The organism is Methanothermobacter sp. KEPCO-1, from assembly GCF_008033705.1.
Classification (GTDB): Archaea; Methanobacteriota; Methanobacteria; order Methanobacteriales; family Methanothermobacteraceae; genus Methanothermobacter; species Methanothermobacter marburgensis.
The window spans coordinates 598,019-610,313 of sequence record NZ_CP042937.1 but is presented as its reverse complement, the minus strand read 5'-3'; the positions used below and the strand labels follow the sequence as shown (position 1 = coordinate 610,313).

General features: G+C 48.2%; 14 protein-coding genes. 9 read left to right on the top strand and 5 right to left on the bottom strand.

The features are described from left to right. Positions 1–100: 100 nt before the first annotated feature. From FVF72_RS03315 to comA, 5 genes are read right to left on the bottom strand one after another with little or no spacing between them, the layout of a single operon-like run. The gene (locus tag FVF72_RS03315; RefSeq protein ID WP_147671203.1) at positions 101–943 is read right to left on the bottom strand and encodes a coenzyme F420-0:L-glutamate ligase; all 843 of its coding nucleotides are present in this window, start codon (positions 941–943) and stop codon (positions 101–103) included. A 58-nt stretch (positions 944–1,001) separates the two neighbouring features. Beyond that, the gene (locus FVF72_RS03310; protein WP_187239660.1) at positions 1,002–1,679 is read right to left on the bottom strand and encodes a (Fe-S)-binding protein; all 678 of its coding nucleotides are present in this window, start codon (positions 1,677–1,679) and stop codon (positions 1,002–1,004) included. Positions 1,680–1,695: 16 nt separating this feature from the next. Further along, positions 1,696–2,397, bottom strand: a complete 702-nt coding sequence (locus tag FVF72_RS03305) for a GTP-binding protein (RefSeq protein WP_013295086.1) — start codon at positions 2,395–2,397, stop codon at positions 1,696–1,698. 30 nt (positions 2,398–2,427) lie between these two features. Further along, the gene (locus FVF72_RS03300) at positions 2,428–3,210 is read right to left on the bottom strand and encodes an ATP-binding cassette domain-containing protein (protein WP_147671201.1); all 783 of its coding nucleotides are present in this window, start codon (positions 3,208–3,210) and stop codon (positions 2,428–2,430) included. Next, a complete protein-coding gene (gene comA / locus FVF72_RS03295) occupies positions 3,210–3,986 on the bottom strand; it encodes a phosphosulfolactate synthase (protein WP_147671200.1) in 777 nt (258 codons plus the stop codon). Before comA ends, FVF72_RS03300 begins: the two co-directional genes overlap by 1 nt. A gap of 181 nt (positions 3,987–4,167) precedes the next feature. Here comA and FVF72_RS03290 point away from each other — a divergent pair, with 181 nt between their 5' ends. The 9 genes from FVF72_RS03290 (at position 4,168) to alaS (ending at position 12,294) form a co-directional block, all read left to right on the top strand. Next, positions 4,168–4,728, top strand: a complete 561-nt coding sequence (locus FVF72_RS03290) for a pyruvate kinase alpha/beta domain-containing protein (RefSeq protein ID WP_147671199.1) — start codon at positions 4,168–4,170, stop codon at positions 4,726–4,728. A 231-nt stretch (positions 4,729–4,959) separates the two neighbouring features. After that, positions 4,960–6,105, top strand: coding sequence for a cell division protein FtsZ (ftsZ, locus tag FVF72_RS03285; RefSeq protein ID WP_013295090.1), 1,146 nt, complete (start codon positions 4,960–4,962; stop codon positions 6,103–6,105). A 123-nt stretch (positions 6,106–6,228) separates the two neighbouring features. Continuing rightward, positions 6,229–6,408 (top strand): protein translocase SEC61 complex subunit gamma, encoded by a 180-nt coding sequence (locus FVF72_RS03280; RefSeq protein ID WP_013295091.1) that lies wholly within the window; start codon positions 6,229–6,231, stop codon positions 6,406–6,408. A 53-nt stretch (positions 6,409–6,461) separates the two neighbouring features. Beyond that, entirely contained in the window at positions 6,462–6,941 is a 480-nt protein-coding gene (locus tag FVF72_RS03275) for a transcription elongation factor Spt5 (RefSeq protein ID WP_013295092.1), read from the top strand. Next, entirely contained in the window at positions 6,941–7,423 is a 483-nt protein-coding gene (locus tag FVF72_RS03270) for a 50S ribosomal protein L11 (RefSeq protein WP_013295093.1), read from the top strand. Before FVF72_RS03275 ends, FVF72_RS03270 begins: the two co-directional genes overlap by 1 nt. A 78-nt stretch (positions 7,424–7,501) precedes the next feature. Further along, positions 7,502–8,140 carry a 50S ribosomal protein L1 gene (locus tag FVF72_RS03265; RefSeq protein WP_013295094.1) on the top strand — a complete coding sequence of 213 codons (639 nt, stop codon included), beginning with the start codon at positions 7,502–7,504 and terminating at the stop codon, positions 8,138–8,140. Then, positions 8,141–9,151, top strand: a complete 1,011-nt coding sequence (locus FVF72_RS03260; protein ID WP_013295095.1) for a 50S ribosomal protein L10 — start codon at positions 8,141–8,143, stop codon at positions 9,149–9,151. 51 nt (positions 9,152–9,202) lie between these two features. Next, entirely contained in the window at positions 9,203–9,511 is a 309-nt protein-coding gene (rpl12p, locus tag FVF72_RS03255; protein WP_013295096.1) for a 50S ribosomal protein P1, read from the top strand. Positions 9,512–9,597: 86 nt separating this feature from the next. Beyond that, positions 9,598–12,294 carry an alanine--tRNA ligase gene (gene alaS, locus FVF72_RS03250; RefSeq protein ID WP_147671198.1) on the top strand — a complete coding sequence of 899 codons (2,697 nt, stop codon included), beginning with the start codon at positions 9,598–9,600 and terminating at the stop codon, positions 12,292–12,294. Position 12,295: the final 1 nt, after the last annotated feature.

The window sequence follows — 12,295 nt, the reverse complement described above, 5'->3', positions numbered from 1 at the left end:
AATAACTGCATACAGGGTATGCTGAATCAATCAAATTTTTTGAGTGCACTCCAATTTATGTGCCTAATCTTATTTAAAATTTTATAAAATCATGAGCCCCTCACTTCAGCGGGAGTCTAACAATAACCGCCGGCACATGTTCCAGTGAGGACAGCATTTCAACTGTAACTGTTTCGGGTTCACTTTTAAGTTCACTGGCCATATCATACACGGTTTTTCTGCTGCTGTGTCTTTCATGGTACTCCTCGGCGACGGATGCCACCTCAAGGAGCACCTCAGTGGCAGTGTGCCTTGATGATGCAAGGGGGGTTGGCCATCTTTTCCTGGAAAACCTACCTGCAATGTAACCCAGAAACCCGGTATCTGAGATTATACCCGGTGCAGCTGTGGGAAGTGATGTGAAATACTTCCCAAGGATTCGGTAGGTCGCGTCGGTGTCAATAACAACCACGGTGACATCGACACCGAATTTACTCAGAATCGCCTCTGCAATGGATTTTGCAGCACCCACAGGGTTTTCAGGAAGAAGTGAAACATATGTGCCGGGGACGTTGCTCAAATCAATTCCGGCCTCTGAGGCCGGTTTGAGGGCATGTTTCAGGCCGTAATACCTGAGCACAACCTCCTTATGGTTTCTTGCCTCAGGTGGGAGCTTTCTGAGGTTTCTCAGGGTTCTTTCCTTTATTCCAAAAATGGGCCCGAGTATATGGCCCCAGATGTACTTTGACCAGAGGTCTGCAAGAATGATGGCGGTCCTGGAGGCTTCAAATTCTGATTCATCAACAAGGTTTCCCTGGGCAACCGAGATTGGGGTTTCAGAGACCACAAGGAAGTCCCCATCGATGACCAGTTCACCCGCCATCTCCACAATTTTCGATAAACCCTCACCAGGCTTTATGTAGTCTGTCCTCACAGGTAGCGTGGTGTATCCATCTCTGGGCATGTTCTGTCCTCAAAGGCATGCTCCTGTCAGTTAACCATTCAGAAATTGATGGGCAGGTTCATCTGGCCCTCACAGGCGGGGCCCAGACCTTGAGGTCTATGCCCTCTATGATGGCCCTCCTGCCTTCAAGCTGTACCACGACCCCTGAGTGGACCTTCTGCATCATGCAGTGGGCCGGGAGGAATCTCACGGTGTCACCGATGTTGGGGAGTTCTCCATCGATCATGCCCTCGAAGCCCCCCACCAGGCAGACCCCGATGTCCCTGAACTCGAAGTCCTCTCTGCCAAGGCGGTGACATGGCCCAACGATGTGGACAGTTATGAGTCCGTTGTTTTCGTCCAGTATTTCTGCAAAGTGGGTTATGGGGCACCCCAGGGGCCTGTAACGGATTATATCTCCCTTTTTGAGTTCAGCCCTTGAAAATGGAAAGAGTACCTCCCTGCATGAACCCTCATCGGGTAGGGGCTTCAGTATGAAATCTGCCTCGTAACCGTCAAGGACACCCACAACCTTCTTCTCCTCCGGTAGAAGGTCCTCCTCCTTGAGGATCTCCTGGAGCTTCTGAAGGTTTTCTGTAAAAAGCTCCTGGTACATGAAGTGGCATCTGTCGATCTCTGTCCGCCCCTTGAGGAGTGCGGAGGCATATTCGTCGCACCTTGCATAGCCGCAGATACCGCAGTTGTATCCGGGAAGAAGTTCTGTAACCCTTTCTCTGAGTGATCTGTCTCCTGGCATCTGAAAGACCCTCTTTTCATTCTCCCTCATAGGTCTGGAAGCCGTCTATTCTTCTGAGTATTCCCCTGTGGTGCTTCTTATTGACCCTTGTCTCACCCACACAGAGGGTGCAGACTGCAAGGGGTGCTGAGTGACGGAGTTCCTCGTTTTCAAGGGAAACCTCTCTGCTCTCTATCATTTCCTCTGCAAGTTCCATGCATCCCTGTCCGCTGAGACCATTTGCCTCTATTATCTTTGCCGATGGGTTAACCTCAAGTATACGCTCCCTGAATATTTCCCTCTCTGCCTGGGATATCATATCCCCCTTGGTAACAACAGCAATGTCTGCGGTTGAAAGGAAGGGCCCAACCTTCAGGGGGGTGTTGGGGCCGCTTGTAGCGTCTATAACGCAGACACCCAGGCAGTTCTTTGTGTAGGGTGCGCACCTGTGACACAACCCTGCTGTTTCAATGATGAGGAAGTCTGATTCATTCTTCTCGGCCCATTTTATCATGTCATCTATGTTGTAGATGGCGTAGTGGTCCGGGCACATATCCATTGAGAGGCCCACAAGGGTGGGCGCACCTATCTTCTCAAACTTCTTGTCGTCATCGGTGTATAGGCAGTCTATTTTAACCACCGATGAATTGAATCCCCTCGCCTTGAGGCTCTTCAGTGTGTGCATGAGGACTGCTGTTTTTCCGGATCCTGGTGTTCCAGCAACTATTACCATTCTCATATCCTTTCCCTTCTGTAACTGGTGCAGCTTTCAGCTTTCTTTTATTATCTCTGTGAGGTCTATGCTCTCAACCAGCTCTCCCCTCCTCACCTTCTCACGGAGGCTGAGCATGAGTTCATCTATCTTGTTGAGTTCACGGGATATCTTCTTCTCCTGGGGTGTTGTTGTAACTATCTTCTGCATGCCACCATGCTTCATCACTATCCTCTTGTCGGTCATGAGTGCAAGCACGGGGTCGTGGGTTACAACCAGAACGATTTTACCGTGTCCTGCCAGCACCTTGAGCGCATCGTGTTTCCTTATACCGGCGTTTTCAATTTCATCTATGAGCACTATGGGAGAGTCACTTATTATGGCCACATCCGCAACCATGAGGGCTCTTGACTGCCCTCCGCTCAGTATTGTGAGGTCGTGCTCCTTTTTGATGGGTTCACCGGTGAGGGTGTTTGCAAGTTGGATCACACGATCCACACACTTTTCACTGGCACCCCTGCACTTGGCGTGAAGGCTGAGAAACTCTCCCACTGTCATGTCCGCAAGGAAGTTCATGTTCTGGGAGAGCTGGGCTACCATCTTCTTTTGGGGGTTTGTACGGTCCTCGTAACTTGGCTCTTCGTCGTTCACCAGGATTTTTCTCTTGGAGAAGGTGTCCTTCTGGGCCAGCTGTTCAATGTCACCTATAAGTGAGCTTTTACCGCTTCCTGTTGGGCCGACCACACCGAAAATTTCACCTTTTCTTATTTCAACCTTCTCAACCGGTTCCTTCTCTCCGTATTTGTCATAACCGCCGATTACTGTGATTTTCTCTATCATTAAAGATTCACCTTTCCGAGAGTATCTCCCCTCAAGCCTCTTCTTATGGTTTCAAGGGCTGTTATCTCTTCGGGGGGTATGTTTCCAAGGTTAACGTCTGGTCCTATTTTCAGTATGAAGTAAACCTGCTGGTTTTTCTGGGGGGCCTCCCATATTATCCTATCCTGTGGGAGTTCATTGAGGAGGTGGTTGAATTCCTCCTCCTTTACGTTTCCATTCTCATCGTATATACCTATATTATGGCCGCTCTCCCGGGCCTCCATGAGCACCATGCAGGCTCCAGCTTTGAGGTCGGCCCTGACAAGTTCAACCCGATCCTCCGGGCTGAGAAGCCTGTCCCTTATCGGGTCCTTTTTACCAACCTCTGATATGATCTGGAACCCCTCGTTGACCGCTTTCTCTATAAGTTCACATTTTTCATCGGTTTCAATCTCAACGGTTCCATTTGATATTTCCAGTGTTTCAAAACCAAGGCTTCTTGCCTCGTCAAAGTACTCCTGAATTTTATCGTTGAGGTAGGCGATCTCAAATAGGGTGCCCCCGGGATAGGCCTCCACGTCGAATGAACGGTACATCTCTATTTTTTCCATGACAGCGTCACGTCTGTGGAGGGGGAGGGTTCCCCATCCAAACTTTATGAAATCAACGTAATCTGATGAAATCTCCATGAGGTCACGGGCTGTTTTAATGCCCATTCCCTTATCGAGAACCATGGTTATTCCATTTTTTCTGGGTTTCCCACGCCTTGGAGGTGTGAGAAAGTCAAAGGCGTTCATTTTATCACCTTCTGGATTGAGTCAGAATAAACACCAACGGCATATTAATTTAAATTCATATGTTTACTACCTTTATAAATAATTTTTCTTATAGTGGGTCTTATAATAGGTTTCATGGGAATCAATCTGAATCCCATCACTATTTTGGGATCTTATTATATATTAATAGGTGGTGGTACATGTGATGAAAAGTATATGTTACTTTGAAAGGCCAGGTAAGGAGAACACTGAAAGGGTCCTTGAACTTGTTAAGGAAAGGGCAGATAAGCTTGGGATCAGGGACTTTGTGGTAGCCTCGGTATCCGGTGAAACAGCACTCAGGTTATCTGAGATGGTTGAGGGAAACATTGTTTCTGTAACACACCATGCAGGTTTCAGGGAGAAGGGTAAACTTGAACTTGAACCCGACATGAGGGAGAAACTGATTGAAAGGGGTGTCAGTGTATATGCAGGTTCACATGCACTCAGCGGTGTTGGAAGGGGGATATCAAATAAGTTCGGTGGAGTCACACCTGTTGAGGTGATGGCTGAAACCCTCAGGATGGTTTCACAGGGCTTCAAGGTATGTGTTGAGATATCGATAATGGCAGCTGACGCCGGTCTCATCCCTGTTGACAGGGAGGTCATAGCCATAGGCGGCACGGCATGGGGGGCTGACACGGCCCTGGTTCTCACACCGGCGCATATGAACAGCGTATTTGACCTGAGAATCCATGAGATCATTGCGGTGCCAAGGCCATAGTCCGGCACCTGCATGGTATGGGTGGGTTGCCGGAATTCATGATTTTCATGGCCTGGTGGCCATACCATAATTCCATTTTGCCCCAACATTGTACCGGTATTTTCAGAGGTCACAGAAACTGATTTTTAATTTTGATCGGGACCCATGGGGTCATTGGTGCCGCTTTAACCGTTGCTTTTAAATATGTCTTATCACAATAACATATTTCATAGATAAATGTGGGGGTAGTAATTGAAATTCATTAACGATGCCATAAAGGAATCTGAGAAAAGGGAAAAGCCATCTTCCATCTCCATGAACTCAGAAATCGACCAGGAACTTCGGGAAATAATCGAAAATAGCAGGGCAAAGATATACGTTGTTGGGACCGGCGGGGCGGGTAACAACACCGTAACAAGGCTCAGTGAAATAGGAGTTGAGGGTGCTGAGACAATAGCCATTAACACAGATGCCCAGGACCTCTTCTACACGGTTGCTAACCGGAAACTTCTCATAGGAAGGAATGTATGTGGAGGTCTTGGTGCGGGAGGAGTCCCTGAAGTTGGAGAGGAATGTGCCGAGGAAAGTGAGGATGATATCCGCAGGGAGCTTGAAGGGGCTGACATGGTCTTTGTGACCTGCGGCCTTGGGGGAGGCACAGGAACCGGATCGGCACCTGTGATATCCAAGCTGGCCAAAAAGGCCGGTGCACTCACAATAGCAGTTGCAACCATGCCCTTCAGTGCAGAGGGCCTTAAAAGAAGGGAGAATGCTGAGAAGGGTCTGGAGAAACTTCAGAGTGCTGCCGATACCGTGATAGTGATCCCCAATGACAAGCTTCTCGAGGTTGCACCCAATCTTCCCCTCAACAAGGCATTCATGGTTGCTGATGAAATACTTGGAAGGGCCGTTAAGGGGATAACGGAACTCATAACCAGGCCTGGCCTTGTGAGCCTTGACTTTGCTGATGTGAGAAGCATAATGAAGGGTTCAGGAATGGCGATGATTGGAATGGGTGAAGCCGAGGCAGGTGACAGGGCCCTTGAATCAGTTTACGAGGCTCTTAACAGCCCGCTACTTGATCTGGACATATCCAATGCAAAGGGTGCACTTATCAATATCTCTGGAAGCTCCGACCTGACACTTCAGGAGGCCGAAAGGATAGTTGAGGTTGTTGCCGAGGAACTGGATCCTGATGCAAACATAATATGGGGTGCACAGATTCAGGATGAACTGCAGAATGTTATAAGAACAACGATTGTTGTTGCGGGCGTGAGGTCGCCGTACATATACGGCTCACATGGTTCTGCAGAGAAGGAGTTCTTCGAGGAAAAACAGCGGGAGAAGGACTCTGTGGATGAGTCTGTACTGGAAGAATTTATAGATGGAGTATTCTGATATTTCTTCCACACACCCCCACATCAATGAAAACATTTATAAATCTTGAAGGATAGATTACTCCATCACTCATCCCGATTATCATCCTTGTTTTTAATCATTATAAACTAGCGGGGATAAATCATGAAATACAGGGATTCTGTTCTGAATTTTATCAAGCAGTCAAAGAGGGTATTGAAGGTATCAAAGAAACCCACAAGGGACGAATACCTCAACGTGTCAAAGGTGACAGGTATCGGTATAATATTAATAGGTGTAATAGGATTCATAATAAGTATAATTGCCCAGTTACTGGGTGGCTGATTAACTCTTACTGGAAAGTCACAGTGAATTATATATATGAGGTTGTGTTCTTAATGGAAGATAGTAAAAATTCCATCTATGCCCTTAAGACCTCGGTGGGTCAGGAGAAGAATGTGGCAAGGATGCTGGCCAGGAAGGTAAGGGATAGTGGTATTGAGATAAACGCGATTCTTGTTCCAGAGTCCCTCAGGGGCTACATCCTTGTTGAGTCCTCCTCAAAGATCGACATGAGAAACCCTGCCATAAGGGTTCCCCACTTAAGGGGTGTTGTTGAGGGAAAAACCGAGGGTGAATCAAAGATAGAATTTGAGGAGGTTAAGAGGTTCCTCAAACCTGAACCCATAATATCATCCATTAAGAAGGGTAGCATCGTTGAGCTGATCTCAGGGCCATTCAAGGGTGAAAGGGCAAAGGTTATCCGTATAGATGAATCCAGAGAGGAAGTTGTACTTGAACTCATAGAGGCTGCAGTGCCAATTCCTGTAACAGTTAAAGGTGATCAGATTAGAATAATACAAAAGGAGGCTGATTAATGGCTAAAGAAACCGTTGAAATTCTTATTGATGGTGGAAAAGCCACTCCAGGACCACCACTGGGTCCTGCGATTGGTCCGCTTGGAATTAACATGATGCAGGTTGTTGAGGAGATAAACCGCAAGACCGCGGATTTCGAGGGAATGAAGGTCCCGGTTAAGATCATAGTTGATACCGACACAAGGGACTTTGAGGTTGAGGTTGGTACGCCACCAACAACCGCCCTGATCATGGATGAACTCAAGATCGAGAAGGGTTCACAGGACCCGGGCATGGACAAGATAGCAGACATATCCATGGAGCAGGTGCTGAAGATAGCAAGGATGAAGTTCGACGCCCTCCTCTCAAACGACTACAAACAGGCAGTCAAGGAGATCATGGGTACCTGCGTGAGCATGGGTGTAACAGTGAATGGCAAGGACCCCAGGGAGGTTCAGAGGGAAGTTGATCAGGGAGTCTATGATGACCTCCTCACATCATAAAAATTTATAAATCTTGAGAATCACATAACTAACCCCATCATATGAACTTATTTTTTGAAGTTCATGGAGGATTCAGAAATGCAACAGGAGATTATGGAAGCGGTGAAGAAGGCCAAGGAACTTTCAAGGCCGAGAAACTTCACACAGTCCATGGATGTTATTCTTAACATCAAGGACCTTGACGTCAACAAACCAGAGAACAGGTTTGACGAGGAAGTTTCTCTACCCAACGGCCGCGGTAAGGATGTTAAAATCGCCGTGATCGCCGATGGGGAACTGGCTCTCCAGGCTAAGAACGCTGGAGCCGACCTTGTGATAACCAAGGATGAACTTGAAGAACTTGGCAAAAACCGAAAGGAAGCAAAGAAACTTGCCAACAGCTATGAATTCTTCGTGGCCCAGGCAGACATGATGCCCCTGGTGGGGCGGTTCCTTGGACCGGTTCTTGGACCCAGAAAGAAGATGCCAAAACCGGTGCCAGCAACAATAAACCCGGAGCCCATACTCAAGAAACTCAGGGACACTGTCAAGGTGAGAATCAAGGACCAGCCTGTGGTTCACACCGTGGTTGGCACAGAGGATATGGATGATGAGAAACTTGCCGAGAACATAGAGGCGGTTCTGCAGACAATTGACCGCAAACTTGAGAAGGGCAGAAACCAGCTTAAGTCCATGTACGTTAAAACGACCATGGGCCCGGTAGTGAGGGTGATTTAAATGGCTCACGTGGCTGAATGGAAGAAGAAGGAGGTTCAGGAGCTCCAGGACCTCATCAAAAGTCATGAAGTGGTTGGTATAGCTAACCTTGCAGATATACCTGCAAGACAGCTACAGAAGATGCGCCAGACACTCCGTGACAGTGCACTCATCAGAATGTCAAAGAAGACACTGATCAGCCTTGCCCTGGAAAAAGCTGGCAAAGAACTTGAAAACGTTGATTCCCTCTCTGATTATATGGAGGGCCAGCCTGCACTCATATTCACTGATATGAACCCATTCAAACTCTTCAAGATTCTTGAGGACAGCAAAACCCCTGCCCCTGCCAAGCCAGGCGCCATAGCTCCGGCAGATATAGTTGTCCCCAAGGGGGATACCGGCTTTGCCCCGGGCCCAATCCTGGGGGAGCTTCAGCAGATAGGCATCCCCGCCAAGATCGAGAAGGGAAAGATCGTGGTTTCAAATGACCATGTTGTGGTGAAGGCCGGGGAGGAGATACCCCCCAAGGTGGCAGGAATATTAACAAGGCTGGATATACAGCCACTTGAGGTTGGAATAGACCTCAGGGCAGCATATGAGAATCAGACAGTCTACACAGCAGACATCCTGACCATAGATGAGGAAAAAACCTTATCTGACATTCAGAAAGCATTTTCACAGGCATTTAACCTATCAGTTAACGCAGTCATATACACACGCGAAACAATGCCTGCGATTATCCAGAAGGCTGCTTCGAAGTCATTCAACCTTGCATACAATGCATCAATCCTCACCTCAGAGACAACTGATCTGTTGCTTGCAAAGGCCTATGCCCAGATGCTTGCACTGGCCGCTGCAGCTGCAGAGGTTAACGCTGAAGCAGTTGATGATGAACTGAGGGATAAATTGTCTTCAAGGGCAGCAGCACCCGCCCCTGAAGAGAAAGAGGAAGAGGTTGAAGAAGAAGCTGAAGAGGAAGAAGAAGAGGAAGAAGAGGATGCAGCCGCTGGTCTCGGCGCACTCTTCGGATAAACGCTTTACTGGCATAGTTAACCTAAAAAAATAAAAATTTGAGGTGATCATATGGAATACATATACGCAGCAATGTTACTGCACACAACCGGTAAGGAGATCAACGAAGAAAACGTTAAAAGTGTCCTTGAAGCAGCAGGCGCTGAAGTGGATGATGCAAGGGTCAAGGCTCTAATAGCAGCCCTTGAAGATGTGGACATTGAAGAGGCAATGGAAACAACAGCTGTAGCAGCAGCACCTGCAGCCGCCGCAGCACCTGCAGCAGCAGCCGAAGAGGCTGAAGAAGAAGAGGAAGAAGAAGAGGAAGAAGAGGAAGCTGAAGAGGAAGCAGCCGCTGGTCTCGGCGCACTCTTCGGTTAAACTCTTTTCTATTTTTTCCTGCCATAACAAATGGCAAAAAATTTATTTTTCCTGATTGATTCTATTTATAAAAACAACTGTTTTCAATGATTACCATGTCTCGTCAGCTTGAAGAACTGGGTTACAGAAAATATGAATGCGAGTCCTGTGGGAATACCTTCTGGTCAATAAGGGAACGCAGAACATGTGGAGATGCCCCCTGTGATGAATACGATTTTATAGGAAATCCCGCAACCTCGAGGAGCTATGACCTGTATGAGATACAGGATGAATTCATAGAATTCTTCGCTGAAAGGGGCCATGAGCCCATCAGAAGATATCCTGTCCTTGCAAAGCGCTGGCGGGACGACGTGTTTCTTGTTGGAGCATCCATATACAACTTTCAGCCATGGGTGACATCCGGTCTTGTGAAGCCACCTGCAAACCCTCTTGTTGTTGCACAGCCGTCAATAAGACTCAACGACGTTGATAACGTTGGAAGAACAGGGAGACACCTCACATGCTTCACCATGGGTGGACATCATGCATTCAACTCTGAGGATAACACAGTTTACTGGGAAGAAGAGACAATAAAGTACTGCCACGAATTCCTGACTCATATAGGCATTGATCCATCTGAGATAACCTTCATAGAATCATGGTGGCAGGGCGGCGGAAACGAGGGGCCCTGCTATGAGGTCTGTGTCAGTGGCGTCGAACTGGCGACCCTCGTTTTTATACAGTACCGCACCCTCCCAGATGGTGGCAGGGAGGAGATCCCACTTAAAATAGTTGACACCGGCTATGGGCTTGAGAGATTTGCCTGGATATCCCAGGGGACACCCACAGCCTACGACGCATGTTTTGGCCCGGTAATTGAGAAGCTGATTGAACTGACAGGCGTGGGGGTCAACGAGGAGATACTGGCAGAAAATGCCCGTGTAGCCGGGATGATGGATATAGAAACCTATGCTGATCTCAGGGAACTTCGAAAAAGGGTTGCTGATAAACTTGGAATCTCAGCCACTGAACTTGAGCGTGCAGCAGCCCCGATGGAGTCCATTTATGCCATAGCCGACCATACACGCTGTCTTGCCTTCATGCTTGCCGATGGTGTCATACCCTCAAATGTCAAGGAGGGCTACCTCGCGAGGCTCATAATCCGGAGGACACTTAGGCTCATGAAGGAACTCGGCATGAGGGAGTCCCTGAAGGATATAATGAATATCCAGGTGGAGTTCCTTGAGGGCCACTACCCTGAGATAAGGGAGCACCATGAACACATACTCAGCATCATAGACCTTGAGGAACACAGGTATGCAAAGACCGTGACAAGGGGCCGGAGGATTGTGGAAAAGACCATAAAATACCTCAGGAAGGATAATAAGAGCGAGATGCCCCTTGAAATCCTTATAAAACTATATGACTCCCATGGAATCCCCCCTGAAACCATAAAGGAGATAGCAGAGGAATCAGGCTTCAGCGTTAAAATCCCGGACAACTTCTACACCCTCGTGGCAGAGATGAATGAGGCTGAAACTGAAACCCCGGAGGAGGACCTTCATCTTGATTACCCCCAGACAGAGCTCCTCTTCTATGAACAACCCGATGGCCTGGAATTCGAAGCCAGTGTGCTGGGGGTATATGAGGACGGTGTCATACTTGATAGAACACTCTTTTACCCTGAGGGAGGAGGTCAGCCATCTGACACTGGATACATTGAGTCAGAAGGCTGCAGGATCCGGATAAAGCATGCCGAGAAGATAGGTAATGTGGTACTCCACAGGACAGACGATGAAATCTGCCTCAAACAAGGGGAAACTGTAGGGGGTCGGATTGATTCAGATAGAAGACTTCAGCTTACAAGGAACCACACAGCAACCCACCTGATAGTTGCAGCTGCAAGGAGGGTCCTTGGAGACCACATATGGCAGGCAGGGGCCCAGAAGGGTGTTAAGAGTTCAAGGATAGACCTCTCACATTACAGGAGGATAACTCAGGAGGAACTTGATGAGATAGAGAGGCTGGCCAACGAACACGTCATGAGAAACATCCCCCTTGATGTCAGGTGGATGGACAGGGACATTGCAGAGAAAAGGTATGGATTCATACTCTACCAGGGGGGCGTTGTTCCGGGCTCCATGATAAGGGTCGTTGAGATTCCAGGGGTGGATGTGCAGGCATGTGCAGGGACCCATGTTAAGAGAACCGGGGACATAGGCCTCATAATGATCAACCGGACTGAACGCATACAGGATGGTGTTGAGAGGATAGAATTCTCTGCAGGGGCATCGGCCATTGAACTCATGCAGAAAAACCGGGATATACTGAGGGAAAGTGCAGATGTATTCAAGGTAACACCATCACAGCTTCCACGCACCTCTGAGAGATTCTTCACAGAGTGGAAGGCCCTCAGAAATGAGGTTTCACGCCTCAAGGAGGAAATGGCTTCACTCAAAATCCTGGAGGTAAGGGATAGGGTGGAGGACCTCAACGGCCTGAGGGTCATCATAGACACTGTTGAGGCTGACATGGATGAGATGAAGAACATGGCCCTTGAACTCACAGAATCAGCTGATGCAGTTATCCTTGCAAATTCAGAGGGCCAGATAGTTGGGGCGGCCTCTGATGACGCTGTCAAAAGGGGTTTAAGGATAAATGAGGTTATAGCATCAGCTGCAAGGGTCCTTGGAGGTGGAGGTGGTGGAAAGCCACACCTTGCACAGGGAGCAGGTAAAGGAAAGGATAAAATCCATGAGGCTCTTGAGGAGGCAAGATCCTCACTTGAATCCTTTGGGGGATGAA

Excerpts from the sequence above, each read along its gene's own strand:
- FVF72_RS03315 (WP_147671203.1), bottom strand. The coding sequence starts at position 943 with ATGCCCAGAGATGGATACACCACGCTACCTGTGAGGACAGACTACATA.
- FVF72_RS03310 (WP_187239660.1), bottom strand. The coding sequence starts at position 1,679 with ATGCCAGGAGACAGATCACTCAGAGAAAGGGTTACAGAACTTCTTCCC.
- FVF72_RS03305 (WP_013295086.1), bottom strand. The coding sequence starts at position 2,397 with ATGAGAATGGTAATAGTTGCTGGAACACCAGGATCCGGAAAAACAGCA.
- FVF72_RS03300 (WP_147671201.1), bottom strand. The coding sequence starts at position 3,210 with ATGATAGAGAAAATCACAGTAATCGGCGGTTATGACAAATACGGAGAG.
- comA (WP_147671200.1), bottom strand. The coding sequence starts at position 3,986 with ATGAACGCCTTTGACTTTCTCACACCTCCAAGGCGTGGGAAACCCAGA.
- FVF72_RS03280 (WP_013295091.1), top strand. The coding sequence starts at position 6,229 with ATGAAATACAGGGATTCTGTTCTGAATTTTATCAAGCAGTCAAAGAGG.
- FVF72_RS03275 (WP_013295092.1), top strand. The coding sequence starts at position 6,462 with ATGGAAGATAGTAAAAATTCCATCTATGCCCTTAAGACCTCGGTGGGT.
- FVF72_RS03270 (WP_013295093.1), top strand. The coding sequence starts at position 6,941 with ATGGCTAAAGAAACCGTTGAAATTCTTATTGATGGTGGAAAAGCCACT.
- FVF72_RS03265 (WP_013295094.1), top strand. The coding sequence starts at position 7,502 with ATGCAACAGGAGATTATGGAAGCGGTGAAGAAGGCCAAGGAACTTTCA.
- FVF72_RS03260 (WP_013295095.1), top strand. The coding sequence starts at position 8,141 with ATGGCTCACGTGGCTGAATGGAAGAAGAAGGAGGTTCAGGAGCTCCAG.
- rpl12p (WP_013295096.1), top strand. The coding sequence starts at position 9,203 with ATGGAATACATATACGCAGCAATGTTACTGCACACAACCGGTAAGGAG.
- alaS (WP_147671198.1), top strand. The coding sequence starts at position 9,598 with ATGATTACCATGTCTCGTCAGCTTGAAGAACTGGGTTACAGAAAATAT.